An 18,880-nucleotide genomic window follows, 5' to 3' on the forward strand; every position below is an offset into this window, starting at 1 on the left:
TTTGAACAGAAGACATAAAATAAAGATGGGCGCAAAGCCGATAAACAAAGCCATGGCAATGCGGAACATAATCAACATGGTACCCGCCACGATGGCAGGCCCTGCGGTACCGACGCCGACAAACCATCTTGCCTGTGTCACTTTCCCTTCGAGATATTCGCTGTCGGCAGTATCGATACCGTCAAGTATGCCCATCATACTTTGGGTTGCCGTCAGGTTTTGGTCTATTCGGCAGCCTATGATGGATTTACTGTCTTGTGTCAGACATTTACTGCCGACATCGCTGTCGCCGGTCATGATTTGGGAAATGCCGTCTGAAAGGGTATCGGTCAGAACCCGTACGCTAAAATCACTGCCGGCTGCTACTCCCAGTGCAACGGCTACAATGAGGTAGGTCTTGCCGAGACCGTACACAAAGCCTTTCAGTCCTTCCTGGCTTCTGCCGGTTGCAATCAGATAACCTTGAATCATTATCCATAAAGTCAATAAGGCAACGATAATGGTAAAAACAAGCGTTAGGTTTTTAGACAATACATGTTCAGTAAAGAAGCTTATTCGTGCATAGATATAGTCACGAATACTGGAATAAAGGAGAAGATCCATCATGATGATGTTTTCCTGTTAAATAGTTTGGGTAAAAATAACATTAAAATTAGCGGAGTTTATAGCCAGTGCTGATGGCTCTTTTTGCTTTTGCTTCATCGTGGAATTTTTTTACCTTACTTTGTAAAACGATCGAAGCTGACGCTTTGGTCAGGTTGTTGCTGTTCGAGCCTGAGAGCTGGTCTTTGGTCAGATTTACCCTTGCCCATTTGTATTGATCAAGCATTTGGTCGATAGAGTTTATTGCCGATTGGTAATTTTTTAGTTTGATTTCCAACTGCTGCAATTTCGCAATAACTTCAGCTTCGGCAGAGGCCGCCGTATTACTTTGTCCTTGAGCATTGGAATTTTGTTTTTTAATCGAAGTCTTATTTATTTCTGAAAAGGTCTCATTAATTTTTGTTTCCATCTCTCTTAAAAGTGAGAATTTTTTCTCTTCAAGAGTTACTGTACCAATACATAAATTTTTTGATGTCTGATTAGCAATTCTATTACAGCGATCCTTACGGTTTTGGAACATTTTTTTAATTGCGTTTTCTTCTTTTTTATCGAGTAGCTCTTTCAATTCTGGAATCTGTTCCATTTGACCGCGTACCCAATGTTGCAACTGAGTACGCCAGTTTTGCAGCTGAGTGACCCAGTTAGATAGCGTAACAGCACGGTCTGCCGCATCCATAGCCCAGTTGATAGCATCTTGCATCATTTTAGCTCCATCAATAACAGGCAATACATATGAATTAGCTATCGGCATGGAAGTAAGCATTGTCGCCCCCACTAAAACTGAGGCGATTATCCGTTTCATTTTAGTTTTCATTACAATTCAATCTTTCTTTAAATCGGTTAATTTTAAAATATTTAAATTTTCTGTCTTAGGGTTGCCTGAAGACTTACAGTCTTTAGACAACCCTGTCTCATTTTTAGTTAAATTGGCTTAATCCGCATTACGCATCACATTCGCAGCAGCTTTCTTACCGGAACCCTTACGCTCTTCGTAGAAAGTCTGTAACCAATCCTGTGGTCTTACTGCATCGATTTCGACGCCCAAACGTTCGGCTGTTTGCTTAATGATGCCGTCCATAATGTCGATGTTGTCGGTACTGGCGGAGATAACAGCCAATTCGTCATCAAATCCACGCAGGTTAAGTTGACATACTGCAGACGCATGGCCTTGTTTGACCAAGAAGCAGCGGCTGCGCTCATCCAGGCTTTTGACTACTTGAAATTCTGAGTCGGTCAGCTTCAGTCCATCGATGTAATCTTTTTTATCTGCATTTGGATTTGGCAGCAGTATCATGGTAGCTGTCTGCTCAATCAGAGCGGCGGAAATGTCGCTTTTGAGGGCGTCTTCTGGTGACTGGGTGGCAAAGATACCCATACCGTTTTGCTTACGGATGGTTTTTTGTTTGTTTTTGGCAAACTCTTTCAAGCCGCCTTCGCCATCAAGAATTTTCCAGAATTCATCCATGATGTAGATAAAGCGGCGACCATCGATAAGCTCTTCCATCCGATGGATAAGATAGCCGATGACTGGATCGCGTACCTGTGGGTTTTCAATCACGTCGGTGTAGTCGAAGCCGATGATGTTGGCACCACTGAAGTCGATTTTATCCTGAGGGTTATCAAAGACCCAGCCGAGACTGTTTCCTCTAGTCCATTTGCGGATATTGGCATAGAGGGAATCGTCGCCAGTATTGGGCAGCGATTTTTGGAAGTTAGAAATACTGCGCAGTGCCATTGGGGTATCAAGCATGGCTCGGACGGCGCGCAGAATGTCGTCGTCTTCTGCTGCTGAATAGTGCGCCTTGCCACCTAACTGCTTCATAAGGCCACAGAGGAATTGGACATTTGCCTCTGTATTTTCGCATTGGAAGGGGTTGAAGCCGGTAGGCTGACCGCTTTCCAGCGCCATATAAGCACCGCCGCAAGCTCTGACAAAGATCTCGGCACCACGGTCTTTATCGAAGAAGAAGATAGTGGGTTTGGGATCGTATTTTTGTACCTGGCTAAGGAGGAAGTTGATAAGGGCTGTTTTACCTGTACCGGACTTACCAATAACCATGGTGTTGGCAATGGCTTTTTCACCTTCGGAATCTTCACCTTCAAGGGTTGCATGGAAGTTGAAGTAGTAGGGCTGACCATTGGTTGTTTGAAGAACGGTAACGCATTGCCCCCATGGGTTGCCCTCACGTTTACCAACGGCAAAGTTGTGAAGAGGACAGAGGCCCAAGAAATTTAACGATGAGAGGTTGGCAATGCGGGTGCGGTAGTTCCAGTTGCCTGGAAGCTGGGCATAATATGCGGCGCAGACAGCTAAGTCTTCTTTAGTCGTTACAAAGCCGGCATTGGAAAGTTCGGCTCGGGCAGAGGCAATGTTTTGGGAAAGTTGCTCTTGGCTGTCGGCATAGATAGCAAGGCTAAAATGGTAGCCGCCAAGAACAAAATTGCCAGATGCGAGCTGGTCCATTGCATGGTCGAGTTCTGCAATTTGGGTAAAGGATTTGTCGCCGGAAGAGATCATCATGCCACGAGTACGCTCGAGAGTTTTCATAGCATCGTATCGGCTCATTGGGCTGAAGCTATGGGTGATGATGTATTCAACATCCAGATATTTGAGACCATTCAGTATCCCAGGGTAGGTACCATCAGGATATTCTTTAAGGTTGAGTATGGCACCATAGTGGTTTTTACCCTCAGGAGTACGGACGATATAGTCGCCGGTTTTGGCAGAAAAAAGATGTCGACTAAGGGGTAAGTAGTTGTAAACTGGGGCTGGTAGTACGGGAACTGGCTCGTTAATGCGGTTAAGGATGTAACCGAAAAGTTCGAGGGTTTCAGAGAATACAGTCCCGTTTTTACCTTCATACATACCAAGTCGGTATGGATGGTAGTCTTTGAGAACAGCCTCAAGGTTGGTTGCTAATTCGTTAAGTGTACCAATAGCTTGTTCCTGCTCGGCCTTCAGACGATCGATATTACCCGATTTATCAACGAATTTTTTGCCATCAACAACTGGGCGATAGATCATGGTCAAGTAAAGCTCGTTATTCATGAGCTTTTCTTGGGAGAGTCGAGAGAAATAACGATTAGAGAGGCTTTGGTTGAAAGACTCTTGAAATTCAGGACGTAAATCGATACTACGATGACGTCGAATGTCATGTACCCAAAAGGCGACATTTACGTAGTCGGGTGCACGCAAGGATTGGAGCAGACGGTTAAATGTATTGTGCTTGTGCTCAAGCTCCCATTCTTCACGACCTACGAAGGGAAGGCCAGATAGATGCCATGTTGTCAGGTAATCTCCACCAGTGGTTTTAACAATGGTTGGAGAGACATGAGTGGAGAGGGATACGAATTGACTGATTGATGCGTCAGGAGTAAACATTTTATTTGTTTTTTGTGTTGGAATTGTCCGACAGACAAAAGTATCTGTCGGACGTTTTGTTGTCATTGTTTGGGAGGATTGTTGCGGTACTCGTTAGGCGAGAAGCACCATGTGTCAGGAAACTCTTCTCGATTTCTGGCTTTAAGCCTAAATTTCAGACGTAAGCCTAAAAAACGAAAAATCATGTCATCTCGCTTGGCCATCTGCCTCATAATCAGAATGATGAATGGGATGGTTAGCAAAAAAAACAAATTGAAGTACATTCCCATTAATAATCCTGAACCGGCTCCTATAAAGAAAGGTATATAGGGTACGCCGAGAAAGGTTGCCGGACGAGTACATCCTCGAAAAACGATGTTTTTTTGCATAATGAATAATTATGCGAAGAATTGCAATACTTGCATCATTGCTGAAGTTGTACCTGCAGAGCAGGAGTCTGCATTACCAACCAGCATTTTTGCGATTTGACCAGCTGCACCAATCAACACACCACCAATTAAAATAGGTGCGACGTCGGAAATGCGTTTGTGAGCAAAAGCAATTTGATAACCGGCAAAGATAATGGCGATGGTTACGACAGCGACAGACATCAAGTTCAATACGGTATGGATGTTTTTAATAAATTTACATGCACCACCAGAAGCTGAGGTGAAATCATCGGCTGCCATACCTACAGCTGGCGCTAAAAATGCTGCAGCAACAAAAGCTGCTGTTGCAACGTTTTCAGCAGTAAAGCGGGATTTTTTTTGGATCTGAGTGTTTTTCATTTGAAATTTCCTATGTTTATTACAGGTTGATGTGGAAAAAAATCGTATTGTCTAAAAGACTGCTGCACTATCTGTATAAATATTGCTTGGTGCAGTGTTATTGTCTTGCAGGTTATGTCGGTTTTTGGAGACAGTGACCGGATATGATTGTGGATTAGTTGCGATTGTCGAATTTTGGCGGTTAGGCTGTTGCGCTGTCATTTGTACTATAGTGCGAGGAGCATTTGAGGTATTACTGATGACAGGGATAGCATTTTGTGGAAGAGTTTTTCTTCCTTGCCTCATAGATGAAAAAATTTTTTGCACATATCCATGCTTATATCCTGTTACAAAGTTGCCGGAATAATAGCAGCTGAAAGATTTTCCCCAGTCTTTCGCACGATTGTAGCATTCTCGCAATATATGAGAGCCAGCCTTTACGTTTGGGCATACTTGGAACGCATGTTCGTAGGAATGCAATCCGTATTTTTTCAAGTTGTATCGATTGACTTGAGCTAGTCCCAAGGAGAAGTTAAATCCTTTTTGTTCCAACATCTTGGCAGTAGCAACTGCTTCAGCTAAATTTTTTGGTTGTCTTTGTAGTCGGCCACCTACAACACCTATGGCATATGGATTGCCTGAGGATTCAACTCTCACAACATGATGCATGACGTCATGAGGAACAGCTAAGTCAGTGCAGGAAAAAAACATGATAGTAGAGATGAAAATATGAATTTGTATTGACGCGAAATTTAGCACAGATTAAAATAATTCACAAGATTTTAATCAATAAAAATAACCAAGCGTAAATTGTCTTTCTTAACTTTTGGTTAAGGTGCTTTGGTTGTTACTACAGTTGTTTTATTAAGGTGCTATGTATGTTTCTTTTAAGAACGTTGTTGCTGTCTGTGGGTGTAGGCGTGCTAGTGGTGGGTTGCGCAAGCCAGTCTGCTCCAGATTTTCCAAAGTCATGGAAGCAATTAAATGAATTGCCAGATCAGGTAACTGAAATTCCTCTTGTTAGGCCCCATGTTTATCAGGTGACGCAACTTGATACGACTGTAAAAGGTTTGCTAGAGCGTTGGGGGGAAGAGGCAAAAATGCCTGTCGTTTATGACCATACGCTTGATTTTACATTGTATAAGAAGGTATTGACTGTACGAAATACCAATCTTGAAAATGCGTTAGGTGAATTATCCAAACTCTATGAGGATCGTGGAATGGTTTTCTACATTCAGAATGGTGTCATTATGGCGCATAAAAAAATGGGGGCTGCTGTAAAAAACAGCGAAAAGAGAAAGCATGAGAAATCAGTAAAAACTGATGTTAAATCTCAAAACTAAAATGGGAATATATGTTTAACTCAAATAAAAATACTACCAATGATAAAATTCAAAAAGCTGTCAAAAAATCTTTGGATTTCGAAACGACTCTAGTCGATATCCGCAAGAAAAGTGAGAAAAGGGCATGGGTAGTTGCCGGTGTTGCTACTTTTTCTTCTTTGTGCTTGCTCGGGGGGTTATTTTATATCTTGCCATTGAAAGAAAAAGAACCTTATCTTGTCATGGCTGATATTTATACAGGACAGGCAACAGTTGCCAAGTTGGCTGGTAATTGGAATAATTTCGATATTACTAAAAATGAGGCGGTAAATAAGAGTAATATTTCTCACTTTATTATTGCTAGAGAATCTTTTGATAGCCAAATTATTTATGATAATGATTGGGCTACAGTTTATTCTATGTCGGTAGCAGGTGTGTCTGACAGTTATCGTAATCTAATGAATAAAAGTAATCCTAACAGCCCGTTCAATCTTTACGGCTCAACTCAGTCAATTCGCGTTAAAATTTTGAGTATCGTTCTTAATAATAGCGGAAAGGCTGATGGTCGTGATGCCAGTGCGACAGTCAGATTCCAAAGATTTTTATTGAATAAGAGTACTGGTATATCAAGATTCATAGATAGTAATGTTGCTACTCTGACCTACACTTATAACAGTAATTTGAAGATGGATGAAAAGTATAGGTTAAAAAATCCTCTAGGATTCCAAGTGTTGTCTTATCGTGTTGATCCTGATGCTAGTGAATCAGCTATTCAAGATTTATCCTCGGATTATCTTTCCGTAGGAGCATTGTCTGAAAGTCAGTCTCAGCAACAAATGCAAAGTACTCCTCAGTCAGAAGCTCCTACATCTTTAGACAATAATGTTTCTGGTACTTCTCCTATATCTGTTGAAAGTGGGAATTAATAATGTTAAAAAAAATGTTTTTAGCGACAGCAGTATCGTGGTTGTTGCAAGGAAGCGTCTATGCTGCAGCTATTCAAGAGTATACGTTTCAAGAAAATATGACATATCCAGTTCATACTGCACAGGGTGTAGTTACACAAATTGAACTTGATTCTCGTGAAAAGGTTAAAGATTTTGGTGCAGGCCTAAGCGGTGGATGGGATTTGGTACGTAGAGAGAATGTATTTTATCTGCGTCCAAAGTCTGATGCAGTTGATACTAATCTTATTGTTCGTACCCAGGCTCACCAATATATTTTTGAGCTTAAAGTTTTAAAAAATGTTGTTGGTAATTTGGCAGAAGCCTCAGACAAGGGGGTAAATTATCAAGTTAAATTCAGATATCCCGATTCTACAGATTTTAGTCTTCGTGCTAGTACTTTGGCTGGTTATAGCCTGAAATATGATTCTTCTAAAACTTACAATACTAATTATGATGTGGCTGTAAGTGACACATCTCGTTGGCTAGTTCCTTTAAAGGTCTATGATGATGGTAGATTTACCTATGTTCACTTGAATAAGGGTAAATTCACAGGTGATTTTCCTACCATTTATGGCCGGAAATCTGAGAAAGGAACCGAGTTTGTTTTAAACAGTAATGTTGAGGGTAGTGTAGTTATTGTCCATGGGACTTATCCATTCTTAGTTTTGAGACATGGAAATGATGTAGTTGGATTAAGGAGAAATTAAGAATGTCTGATAAGCTAAATAATGAATATCACAAAGATAGTGAATCATCACAAAACTTATATTCAAGTCAATACGAGCAAGAACAACTAGCGGGACTTGAGGAGAATGCTCCTCAGCTAAATGCCCCCGTTGATCGTACAGTCAACAAAAAAGCTATTGCATTTATTGTAGCTGCGGGTTTTGGGCTGGCTGGACTAGGTGCATTTGCCTACCATCAATTTAGTGGCTCTGAGGAAGCCCCTCCTCCAGAACGTCCTCAGGTGGTTACAGTGCCAGATCTACCGGCTCCAGAACCTCAAGTTATTGAAACACAACCTGTTGACCTGCTAGAAGAAAAAAAGTCTGAATCAGAAACGGATACATCGACTACGAAACCAATAAATGTATCCATCCCTTCGGTAGTAGAGACTTTGCCACCTACAACTCCTACAACTCCTACAACTCCTAATCTTCCTATACAGCCGATTATTCCAACAGGTGATATGTATGCTAATATGAATAATGCATTTGTTCAAGATGGAGAGGCTGCTCAGAAAGAGTCGGGAGCAAGTACAGCTCAAACTAATGCTGTTCGTTATATGCATAACAGGGATAAATTACTTCTACAGGGTACTTATCTGCGCTGTGTATTAGAAACTAAAATTGTTTCTGAAGTAAAAGGGTTTACATCTTGTATCATCACTGAGCCTGTATACTCTGCAAGTGGAAAATATCTCTTGTTGCCGAAAGGTTCGAAAGTAATGGGACAATATGGTTCCAGCAATCCTACTGGCCCGCGGATGGAGGTCATTTGGAATCGAATCATAACACCAGAAGGCGTTGATGTAACACTAGAATCCCCTGGAGTAGATAATCTTGGTGCGGCTGGCCATGTTGGTAAATTTAAGTCTCATTGGGGATCACGTTTGGCATCGGCTTTATTGATTAGTATGATTTCAGATGCTTTTAAATATGCTGCTACTGAATATGGTCCACAAGGACAAACAGTTACAACCAACACATCGACTACCACTAATCCTTACGAGAGTGATACAGCCAATACATTGAAGCAACAGGCTATCAGCCAGCTTGAGCGAAATAATGCTCGTCCTAATACAGTAACGATCAACCAAGGGACCTTGATTAATATTTATACTGCCCAGGACATTGATTTTAGTTCGGTTATGCAGTAATTTTAAAGGGCCGTCTGTTTTTTCAGACGGCCTAATCATTATGTGTTTATCATAAAGGATAATTGCTGATGAAGCCTCTCGTCCTACTATTATCTATAGTTCTATTGCCAGCTGTATCCCTAAGAGTTTGTATAGAGCAGTGTGCATGAGTATTATCAAAAAAAGCAAAAAATATTTAGTTCAAACATACAGTGAAACTGCCAAGGATAGTACTAAAAGAGAGTGATAAGTTTCATAATACACTCATCACCTTAACCTTAGGCTATCTGAAAACTAATATCTTCACTAGAAAGCTAAAATAATCTATTACTTTGACTTACAGGTATTGAAATGACTCTAAAAAACAAATCTATTATTACGGTAGTTTTACTATTAATTTCTTTCATATTAGGCTGTTACCTTTCAGGCTTTATCCTGCTGCAATGGTTAGGCTTAGATAAAACTCCCTTACTACTTACAACATGGTTCAAATATTATAATACGCTGGATATTCCTCAGGTTGCCAAATATTCACTACAAATTAAAACATCAGGAATTGTTGGATTTGGTTTTACTTTTCTGATTGGTCTGCTTGGTTTAATTCCTATTTGGCGTACAGCTTCCCAAAGTCTTCATGGAGAAGCACGATTTGCCGGGATGGCTGATTTGACAAAAGCAGGATTTTTCAAACAAACGGATACTTCAATTGTCGTCGGTAAATATAACGGCAAATTGTTACATTACAATGGCCAGCAATTCGCATTGTTGGCAGCGCCAACACGTTCGGGTAAAGGTGTCGGTATCGTTATTCCGAACCTGTTAAGTTATAAAGGATCGGTAGTGGTTTTGGACATCAAACAGGAGAACTTCAATTTGACTAGTGGCTACCGCAAAGAAGTATTAGGTCAGGAAGTCTATTTGTTCAACCCGTTTGCCGAAGATGGAAGGACGCACCGTTGGAATCCGTTTACCTATGTTTCTTCCAATCCTGACCAGCGAGTATCGGATTTAATGTCGATAGCTGCAATGCTATATCCTGATGGGGATAGTCGTGATAAGTTCTGGGTAGCGCAGGCAAGAAATGCGTTTTTGGCGTTTTCACTTTATTGTTTTGATGAGTATGAAGCAATGGCTGATTTTCCCGTGGTGGGCAAAGAAAATGAGCCGGCCTGTACATTAGGAAAAATATACCGTCTTTCATCAGGTAATGGAACAGAACTCAAGGAATACTTTACATCTCTATCACAACAACCATACCTCAGCGAGGCTACAAAAACCGCTTTTTCCGGTTTAATCTCTCAAGAAAAAGAAACCTTCGGTTCTATCATGGGTACATTTAAAGAACCCCTCAACCCGTGGATTAATCCTGTCATTGATGCCGCCACTTCCGCTGATGATTTTCTGTTGACTGACGTACGTAAAAAGAAAATGACTATTTATATCGGCATTCTTCCTAACAAACTTGCTGAGTCAAGAGTCATTGTTAACCTCTTTTTCTCTCAACTTATCAACCAAAATACGAAAGAGCTGCCTCAGGACAACCCAGATTTGAAACACCAATGTATGTTGTTAATGGACGAATTCACAAGTATTGGTAAAGTTGAAATTATTGCTCATTCCGTCAGCTATATGGCAGGTTACAACATTCGCCTATTTCCGATTATCCAATCAGTCGCCCAGCTAGATGCTGTTTATGGCAAAGAATATGCGCGTACTATTATCACTAACCATGCTTTGCAAATCATCTATACACCTAGAGAACAGCAGGATGCAAATGAATACTCCGAAATGCTAGGTTATACCACAGTGAAAAGAAAAAATGTCAGCCGTGGACGTGAACGTAGTGTCTCAGAAAGCGAAGAGCGTCGCGCACTGATGTTGCCGCAAGAGTTAAAGGCAATGAGCCAAGATAAAGAAATTATCCTTTACGAAGGTATGTCACATCCGGCGCAAGTGGGGAAAATCCGTTATTACCAAGATGGAACATTTACCAAACGACTGATGGAGGCAGTGAAAGTTGCCTCGTTAAAAGGAAAACGGTAATAGTAATAAAAGCTCAAGGCCGTCTGAAAATTAAATTTCCAGAATGATTAAAAAGGAATTTATATGAAACTATCAGCGATTACAGCCATATTAACTGTATGCTTGGTGACCTCCTGTACTCCGCAGATTAGTAATAAAAATATTAAGGATTCTTCCAAGATGCAGAATATACAAAAGGAAATAACTATGGAACAAGTGCGCAATCGTTGCCGAAGTATGTTGCACAAAGTGGAAAATCGGGATGATCTAATTAAGCAGATGTATGATACGGCATTTAAAGATGACTGCCTTTATACGATGTACGCAAGTGAATTACAAGAGATTTGGCAAATACCCGTAATAGAGGCATATGATTATATGCAACATAATCAAGATATTCATTCATCTATAGGTATGTATGTCGTTTTCAGGCATACTGAACTTAAATCTAGTTTATATATTACTCAAACAAAAGAGTACCTAGATAAAATAGGTAGCATATTTCCTGAAAATGCATTCCCTAAATTTTTTCCAAAGCCTATGACACATGAAATACCTGAGGGGGTGTATTTAGATTTTGAGTATTCAGCCAAAAGAAAAGATGATGATTCAATAAAAGAAAGACTAGATTATTATTGGAGAGAATCAGGCCGTGAAATAATTGCTACTAATTCTGGGGGAGGTGCAATTTTAGCTTTAGAGTTTTGTAGCAATCTTAAAATGAGCCCAATGCCATAAGGAGTTTTAGGATGCCAAAGATTATACTGAATAAAAGAGCAGAAGCAGAATTGATGACACTTGGTTTTCATAAAATAAGATTCAATAATCAAATGTCTGAACTAGATAGAATTAAGCAAGACTCAGAATTAGTGGAGCAAATTAACCATTTCGCTAGTAAAGGGGGACATATCAAACCTGCTCCAAAAAATCGTGAAGGAGCATATTATGATCCGAAAAATAAAAGTATCCATTTTGAACAAGATATCCGATATATTACCGCTAGAACAATGTCTCATGAGGTAGGACATGCATTAGGTAAACATCAAGCTAAATCAGCTAGTTATTATGATACTGCTAAGGCTTATGCTCAAGCGCGAGGCTATGGAGAAGCTGAGGCGATCTTTAACGAAGCGCGTATGGTTGCTTACGAAGAAAGATATAATGGTAGGGCATATAGTACAGGAATTAGTGGTAATCTTTACCCATACGTTAAAGGTAAGAGTTTTGGAGAGGTTAAAGATTTAATTGCTTGCCAGAATATGTATGGTATGTACCCAAGTAATGGAACTGGATCAATCAGAATGACTTATTATGAAACTGATATTGAACATTTCCTGAATACCCGTACTAATTTTTCCAAAGACTTTAAAGAAGCATCCATAAGCCCTAATTCCAAACAAGTATTTGTTAAACATATGGCAAATTATGACACTTTTGGAAATAAGGGCAACAATAAAATTGTTGCTGATGGATCATATAGCCGTGATAGTTTATTAATAGGCAGGGCTAAGACTTATTTAAAAAGTGGGGCATATATGTATGGAGATGCCGGAGATGATGTTTTAAAAGGTACTAATCAAAATGATATTTTATTAGGCGGTAGTGGTAATGATGTATTAATTGGTGGTAATGGTAATGATATTTTAGCCGGTAATTCTGGAAGAGATAAATTGTTTGGTGGTAAAGGACATGACAAATATCGTGCTGACAATTTAGATATTATCCGAGATTCAGACGGCAAGGGTGAAGTATCATTGAATGGCTATATATTACAGGGTGGTGTACGTGATTTATCTCAACCAAACCGTTTCGTTTACCGTAGTGCTGGAATGGTATATGAATGGGATAGAAATACGGGGACATTAGATATAAATGGTCTTAAAATTGAAAATTTCAAAAATGGGGATTTAGGCATTCATTTACAAGAAAAGAAAACAGGCCAATATAGTAGTGGTGTCAGAGATAGTAATAGTATTAGAGTACATTCTGCTACAGGAATAGAGAGTACTAAGATTTTACATCAACCTAAGAGCAACATAGCGCATGCTCCTGTTCCTGGCGATTGGGATAATATGCAATCTGTGAAGCCTTTAAAGTTGGAAGCTATCCCACAACATGCTCAAAATATCTATCAGCAAAGTAAACAAATTTTTACTGAATTCTGTAATAAAAAGGATATTAGCTACGATGAAAGAAGCTTAGATAATATTGCTATGGCATTGGCTGCTGAAGGATATGCAAATAAGATGCGAGGGGCTTCTTTAATCAATATCAAAGAGAATGGTCAGATTCTTATTGGTGATAAGGCTCCTGAATTAAGAACTGCTTCTGTGGATATGCAAAAAGCTGCAGTTACACCGATAGAGGAAAGTCTTATAAAGGTACAGGTAACAGCTCAGCAATTTGAATTAGAAACACAGCAAAGACAGTTGTCACAAGTACAAGCTCGGGGAATATAGGTGTTTCTTAATCTTGAATAAAAAACTTCCTCAAGTTTTAAATTTCATTATAATCGCATATTTTAAATTAATTTATTTTTAACTATGGATGAATTAAACTCAACAATTTCAGCGGATTTCTTAGATTATCAATATGAAGTATTGGGAATTACCTCTTTCTTAAAAGATCCTGATGTGACTGAGATTTGTATTAATAGACCAGGAGAGGTATTTTTAGAAACCTCTCAGGGTTGGAAAAAGGTAGAAGTAAATACGCTAAACTTTGATAGGGCACGTCAGTTCTGTACAGCTGTTGTTAATGAAAGTAATACTGGTCAACGAATTACAGAAGCAGAGCCGATGGTATCGTTGACATTCCCAACAGGACAACGTGCCCAATTTGTGATTCCTCCTGCCTGTGATGCAGGAAAAGCTTCAATTACGATCCGTTTGCCATCAAAACACACAAAGAGCTTAAGTCAGTATAGTAAAGATGGTTTCTTTAGTCAGATTATTGAGTTAAATGGAGAATTATCTCCTCAAGATAAGGAATTAGTAGAACTGAAGAACAATCGGAACTACGAAGAATTTTTTAAAAAAGCCGTTGAATATAAAAAGAATATAGTCGTTTCAGGTGCAACTGGCAGTGGTAAGACTACTTTCATGAAAGCATTGGTTAATCACATTCCTTTAAGTGAGCGACTAATCAGCATTGAGGATGCTAGGGAACTATTTATTCCTCATGAAAATGTAGTTCATTTGCTTTACTCAAAAGGTGGACAAGGTAGTTCAAATATTACGGCAAAAAGTTGTATGGAATCCTGTCTGCGTATGAAGCCGGACAGAATTATTCTAGCAGAGCTACGTGGTGACGAATCATTTTATTTTATTCGAAATTGTGCATCTGGACACCCGGGATCTATTACAAGTTGCCATGCTGGTAGCACAGAACAAACATGGGATCAATTGGCATTAATGGTAAAAGCATCACCAGAAGGAAGTGGTCTGGAGTTTGAGGTTATTAAAAACCTGCTTAGGCAGACCATTGATATTGTTGTGCACATTAAAGCTCATGCTGGACAACGTTATATTACGGGTATTGATTTTAACCCTATTAAAACTTAATGTTGAAGATGACGCAATTGAAGCAATATATCATTGGATGATACAGAATGTGTGAAACATGCAAAGCAACTGTAGGCTTATGTTGTTAAGGTTGTGATATTAATGAAGGTTTAAAGGCTGTCTGAAAATCTTTCAGACGGCCTTTTCTTTTAAGCAGCTAAGGTTAAATAATCCTGATTTAAAAAACCTTCTTAAATTCCCTTTGACATTCCCCCTCATTCCCTTTAAAATGAGTTTAAGTTTTTAAACATATAAACTCAAGAAGCCGAATATGCCGCAACAAACCATGAATTTAATGCGCGAGTGCATTCCCATTTTTACCGTGTTGAGTGATGAAAACCGCCATCAAATCCTGCGCGTGCTGTGGGAACACGGCAGGATGAATGTGAATGAGCTGACCGAGCATCTGCATCTGTCGCGCCCTGCGGTGTCACATCATTTGAAAATTATGTTGCAAGCCGGTGCGGTGGCGGTGGAACAGGTCGGCAAAGAGCGGTTTTACAGTATTGCCATGGCGGATGCGGTGGCGAAGTTGAAACAGCTTGCCGATTTGATGGCTCAAAATTGCCCGCTTTCAAAATAGGGTTATCCGTTAACCCTTTAATTTTTACCTGAATACGTTTACATTTTTAAACTTATCAACTTAAAGGAACGATTATGTTATTCACGCCATTCGCTTTTCAAAACGGCAAAACCGCTAAAAACCGTATCTTTAAATCCGCCATGGAAGAGCAACTTGCCCAAAACGACCAGCCGTCTGAAAAACTCGTCCGCCTGTACGGCACTTGGGCGCAAGGCAGCGCAGGCGTTTTGGTAACGGGCAATGTGATGGTCGCCGAAAGCGGCAAAGGTTCGATAAACGATGTGGTGATTTCAGACGACCGCAGCCTTGAGATGCTGAAAAATGGGCGAAAGCCGGCACGCAAAACGACACGCTGCTCATCATGCAAATCAATCATGCGGGCAAGCAGTCGCCTGCGGTAGTCAATAAAACGCCGCTTGCGCCGAGCGCTGTACCATTGGTAGGCATGGATGGCTTTATCAATCCGCCGCGCGAATTGACTGCCGATGAAATCAACGGGCTGATTCAGCAATTCGTGCAAACCGCCAAAATTGCCGAGCAGGCAGGCTTTTCAGGCGTACAAATTCACGCCGCGCACGGCTATCTCATCAGCCAATTCCTCTCGCCGCACCACAACCGCCGCCAAGACCAATGGGGCGCATGCCGGTTTAACCGCAGCCTATTTATTTAATAAAGGTCGTCCGGCTAAATCGGTTTTCACCATTCATAATTTTTGGAACAAGGCACAAGAACAAACACAGTTACAATCACAACAAAAATTCCAACAAGATTTGGTGGCTGCAGTTCAAGCTCAAGATGAGAAAAAAGTGAAAGAAGCGATTGAAACATTTAATCAATCAGTAAAAGATACAATTACAAGCTTAGATGCATTAGATGTAAAAGCAGAATCAATTAAATCTATCAAAGAGCAAACCAAAAATGTATTAAGCTTTGCGAGTGGTTTATTGGTTGATCAAGCTAATATGAGTTTCACTAACCCGACACAAACACCGGAGCAACAAAAAGCTTATGCTGAAAAAGCTGAAGTATTAAGAAATGCAATGGCCGAGTTACAAAAACAAAGTGTCGAATTAGAACAAAAATTTAATCCTGCACCGGTCGCAGCGCCGGCACAAGACGCAAAATAATATTCTGACTTATTTATCTAAAAATAAATCGCCTTATTGTTCCGCAGTAAGGCGATTTTTTATATGAAATATACCTTGAAAAATTACCGCACTTTTTGGATTTAATTAGAAAAGTGCGGTGAGTTTTCTGTCAGTTTTTTCCGAAACACTCCTTTAATTTGTGTTGGGGTATATGTCGTGCTAAAATTTGAACTCTGTTTAATTAAAAACGAGGATAAAATAATGGAATTCAAGCTTAATAAACTTACATTAGTTTTATTATCAGCTCCGCTTATTGCTAATGCGAGTATCACTCATAACGGAACCAACGTTCTGCCAAGTGGCTTAGCTACAAACATCACGGATAATCAAGAGCATACTATAAATGGGTTTTTAACCATTGCGGAGGGGGGTAAAACAACCCCTGCAGGGCAAGCAAATGGTGAAATGACCATTGATAATGGCTCTAAGTTAAATATCAGTGATACAGTAATGATTGGAAATCAAAACAATGACGGTTTCGGTGGTAAATTGACTGTCACTGGTGCCGGAAGTGAATTAAATGTAGGCGGGATATTAAATATCGGTAACTACAGTAATGCGAATCTCTCTATTTTAGAGGGCGGAAAGGTAAGCTCAACATTTCATGGTGATCCTAACGCGCCTCACTTTTGGGGATGGCTTCTTCATAAGCCAGATGGTCGAACAGCTATTAATACTAAAATTATTATTGATGGTGAAGGTTCTGAACTTTCTTATCATAAAGACTCATTAATTCGTGTAGTTGGTGGCGGCCACAAAGAAACAAATGTTGATGTATTGATTTCTAATGGCGGTAAACTCAGCGCAGGTGTGTTGCAATTAGAAAATGGCACAGCCAATATCCAAATTGGCAACAAAGGTAAAGGTGGAACACTAGATGTTAAACGTTTTTCTATTGGTCTTACAAAACCAACATTCACCTTTGACCAAAATGATGAGTTGAATTTTACCCCTATTATCCACACGTATGGTTCACTGAAAGAATCTCATGTTAATTTCATACAAAGTGGTTCTGGCACAACGTTATTTGCGCCAACAAGCATGAGAGGCGTAAATTCTAAAATTGATATTACCGATGGTACATTGAAAGTCGGTAGAGATAATGTCTTTTTTGGTGCTGGAACTAAAACCAATGAGATTAATATTGGTTCCAAAGGTACATTAGCATTAAATGGTCATAATGCTGATGCGTTAACCGTTAATAATGAAGGTACTATTCGTCTTGCCTCTGATGATGAATCGGCAAATAAAACACTTCGAGTGCTTGACTATACTTCTAATAACGGAAAATTGATTGTCAGTTCCGTTTGGAATAATGATTCAAGTACAACCAAGTCAGATCTTTTGTATATTCTACGTTCAGCAACCGGCCATACTGTAGTTGAAACGGCTAGTGGTTATATTGAAGGAGACATTCTTCGTAAAGCTCATGAAGATGCTTATTCAGCTCCTGTGGTTTGGGACGCAAATATAAATTCTCAAGCTACGTTTACTGGAACGGCTAAAACAAGAAATGCCGGAGAAGCTCAGTTAACCAAGAAGGATCGTTCTATTTACGCATGGACATTAAAAGCATTTGGCCATGATATTTATGCGGCACCGGTTTCTGCGTATATCCAAATGCCACGAGTCAATATGGAATTAGGTTATAGCGTGTTGGATACGTTACACCAACGTCGTGGTGAAATTAGTCAATCACCAAATTCTTCCGTTTGGGCGCGTGTTTCCGGTAAACGCTTGGAAACCGAGGGACGTTCCCGTTTAGACGTTGATAGTTCACAATATGTCGCACAAGTAGGTTATGACTTTAACCGCAGCGAAATGCAAAATGGCGTACCACAATCTCTAAGCGGTGTATATTTTGCTTATTCTCGTGCAGATAGTCGCTTCTACGACCAATATCGTGCTGAAAACGGCGTTGTGGCTGCTGATAAATATACCGGTAAAGGTAAAACAACAGCAGCAAACATCGGTGTATATCACTTATACCGTGCAGTAAATGATGCTTATGTGGATACTGTGGCTCAATTCTCTTACTTAACCAATAAGTATAATCCTAATCTTAGCCGTGAAGTAAGACAACATGGTTGGAGCGGTGCGGTATCTGTTGAGGGTGGTCACAGCTTTGCATTAGGCAATTCCAACTGGCGCCTTGAACCACAAACCCAATTGGTTTACCAACATTTAAAACTTCAATCATTCCATGATGGAGTTCGTGATGTTGCACAAGGTTCGGACAACAACTTACGTGGACGTATCGGTGTGCGTTTAAGCCACAGCAAAGACTTCCAACGTAACCCAAACGTGTATTTTGTCGCAAACGTATGGCATGATTTTGTTAAAGCAAAATCTGTCTTAATCGGTGATACCAAATATGGCGAGAATTATTCCCGCACTTGGTTGGAAGGTGGTGCAGGTTTAAATGTACCATTCGGTAATCACGCTATTCATGCAGATCTTCGTTTAGAACATTCTCTAGGCAATAAAGGTAACCGTTCTGGTGCGAAAGCCGTGTTAGGTTATAGCTACGCTTGGTAATTCAAATAACAAATATATAAAACAAAATCCACCTTCTTCTGAAGGTGGTTTTTTATTAGATGTTTTGGTTCTTATAATATGGTTGCTAATTTGTTTCAGCAATAAAAAAGTGATATGATCGCGCCCCGTCTTAATTCTGTGTAGAAACTAGTAGCGTTGTTTACAGTA

Annotated in this window: 18 protein-coding genes; 13 read left to right on the forward strand and 5 right to left on the reverse strand. The window is 40.0% G+C overall.

Translation table 11 applies throughout. The features are described 5' to 3' along the window. The 5 genes from HMPREF3052_RS02475 to HMPREF3052_RS11205 form a co-directional block, all read right to left on the reverse strand. Nucleotides 1-606 (reverse strand): type IV secretion system protein (locus tag HMPREF3052_RS02475; RefSeq protein WP_141756596.1); only part of this gene is annotated, 606 nt, incomplete at its 3' end. A gap of 46 nt (nucleotides 607-652) precedes the next feature. Further along, on the reverse strand, nucleotides 653-1,417 hold the full coding sequence (locus HMPREF3052_RS02480; RefSeq protein WP_283126940.1) for a hypothetical protein: 765 nt from the start codon (nucleotides 1,415-1,417) through the stop codon (nucleotides 653-655). A 117-nt stretch (nucleotides 1,418-1,534) separates the two neighbouring features. After that, nucleotides 1,535-3,985: a VirB4 family type IV secretion/conjugal transfer ATPase gene (locus HMPREF3052_RS02490; protein ID WP_070748293.1), complete on the reverse strand. Its 2,451-nt coding sequence runs from the start codon at nucleotides 3,983-3,985 to the stop codon at nucleotides 1,535-1,537. A gap of 377 nt (nucleotides 3,986-4,362) precedes the next feature. Further along, complete coding sequence (locus tag HMPREF3052_RS02500; RefSeq protein WP_003683398.1) at nucleotides 4,363-4,752, reverse strand: TrbC/VirB2 family protein; 390 nt, start codon at nucleotides 4,750-4,752, stop codon at nucleotides 4,363-4,365. Nucleotides 4,753-4,803: 51 nt separating this feature from the next. Next, nucleotides 4,804-5,442, reverse strand: a complete 639-nt coding sequence (locus tag HMPREF3052_RS11205) for a lytic transglycosylase domain-containing protein (protein WP_081451764.1) — start codon at nucleotides 5,440-5,442, stop codon at nucleotides 4,804-4,806. 167 nt (nucleotides 5,443-5,609) lie between these two features. Here HMPREF3052_RS11205 and HMPREF3052_RS02505 point away from each other — a divergent pair, with 167 nt between their 5' ends. The 13 genes from HMPREF3052_RS02505 to HMPREF3052_RS02560 all read left to right on the forward strand — a co-directional run bounded on the left by HMPREF3052_RS02505 (nucleotide 5,610) and on the right by HMPREF3052_RS02560 (nucleotide 18,712). Beyond that, nucleotides 5,610-6,074 (forward strand): hypothetical protein, encoded by a 465-nt coding sequence (locus tag HMPREF3052_RS02505; protein ID WP_036472431.1) that lies wholly within the window; start codon nucleotides 5,610-5,612, stop codon nucleotides 6,072-6,074. 11 nt (nucleotides 6,075-6,085) lie between these two features. Continuing rightward, complete coding sequence (locus HMPREF3052_RS02510; protein WP_003683260.1) at nucleotides 6,086-6,979, forward strand: VirB8 family type IV secretion system protein; 894 nt, start codon at nucleotides 6,086-6,088, stop codon at nucleotides 6,977-6,979. A 2-nt stretch (nucleotides 6,980-6,981) separates the two neighbouring features. Then, nucleotides 6,982-7,707, forward strand: coding sequence for a TrbG/VirB9 family P-type conjugative transfer protein (locus tag HMPREF3052_RS02515; protein ID WP_003683393.1), 726 nt, complete (start codon nucleotides 6,982-6,984; stop codon nucleotides 7,705-7,707). A gap of 2 nt (nucleotides 7,708-7,709) precedes the next feature. Next, nucleotides 7,710-8,879 (forward strand): TrbI/VirB10 family protein, encoded by a 1,170-nt coding sequence (locus HMPREF3052_RS02520; RefSeq protein ID WP_070748295.1) that lies wholly within the window; start codon nucleotides 7,710-7,712, stop codon nucleotides 8,877-8,879. A 330-nt stretch (nucleotides 8,880-9,209) separates the two neighbouring features. After that, a complete protein-coding gene (locus HMPREF3052_RS02525; RefSeq protein WP_070748297.1) occupies nucleotides 9,210-10,901 on the forward strand; it encodes a type IV secretory system conjugative DNA transfer family protein in 1,692 nt (563 codons plus the stop codon). A 63-nt stretch (nucleotides 10,902-10,964) separates the two neighbouring features. Continuing rightward, on the forward strand, nucleotides 10,965-11,618 hold the full coding sequence (locus tag HMPREF3052_RS02530; protein ID WP_224783486.1) for a hypothetical protein: 654 nt from the start codon (nucleotides 10,965-10,967) through the stop codon (nucleotides 11,616-11,618). A gap of 11 nt (nucleotides 11,619-11,629) precedes the next feature. Beyond that, nucleotides 11,630-13,339 (forward strand): calcium-binding protein, encoded by a 1,710-nt coding sequence (locus tag HMPREF3052_RS02535; RefSeq protein WP_070748299.1) that lies wholly within the window; start codon nucleotides 11,630-11,632, stop codon nucleotides 13,337-13,339. Between the two features lie 84 nt (nucleotides 13,340-13,423). Further along, entirely contained in the window at nucleotides 13,424-14,443 is a 1,020-nt protein-coding gene (gene virB11, locus HMPREF3052_RS02540; RefSeq protein WP_049329383.1) for a P-type DNA transfer ATPase VirB11, read from the forward strand. A gap of 271 nt (nucleotides 14,444-14,714) precedes the next feature. Next, nucleotides 14,715-15,026 (forward strand): ArsR/SmtB family transcription factor, encoded by a 312-nt coding sequence (locus HMPREF3052_RS02545; protein WP_049351581.1) that lies wholly within the window; start codon nucleotides 14,715-14,717, stop codon nucleotides 15,024-15,026. 74 nt (nucleotides 15,027-15,100) lie between these two features. Further along, the gene (locus HMPREF3052_RS11990) at nucleotides 15,101-15,427 is read left to right on the forward strand and encodes an oxidoreductase (protein WP_283126941.1); all 327 of its coding nucleotides are present in this window, start codon (nucleotides 15,101-15,103) and stop codon (nucleotides 15,425-15,427) included. Next, a complete protein-coding gene (locus tag HMPREF3052_RS11995) occupies nucleotides 15,388-15,696 on the forward strand; it encodes an oxidoreductase (protein WP_283126942.1) in 309 nt (102 codons plus the stop codon). Before HMPREF3052_RS11990 ends, HMPREF3052_RS11995 begins: the two co-directional genes overlap by 40 nt. Nucleotides 15,697-15,799: 103 nt before the next feature. Then, on the forward strand, nucleotides 15,800-16,153 hold the full coding sequence (locus HMPREF3052_RS02555; protein ID WP_210399499.1) for a hypothetical protein: 354 nt from the start codon (nucleotides 15,800-15,802) through the stop codon (nucleotides 16,151-16,153). Between the two features lie 222 nt (nucleotides 16,154-16,375). Further along, nucleotides 16,376-18,712 carry an autotransporter family protein gene (locus HMPREF3052_RS02560; RefSeq protein WP_070748301.1) on the forward strand — a complete coding sequence of 779 codons (2,337 nt, stop codon included), beginning with the start codon at nucleotides 16,376-16,378 and terminating at the stop codon, nucleotides 18,710-18,712. The last annotated feature ends 168 nt before the right edge of the window (nucleotides 18,713-18,880 follow it).

The organism is Neisseria sp. HMSC056A03, from assembly GCF_001815685.1.
Classification (GTDB): domain Bacteria; phylum Pseudomonadota; class Gammaproteobacteria; order Burkholderiales; family Neisseriaceae; genus Neisseria; species Neisseria subflava.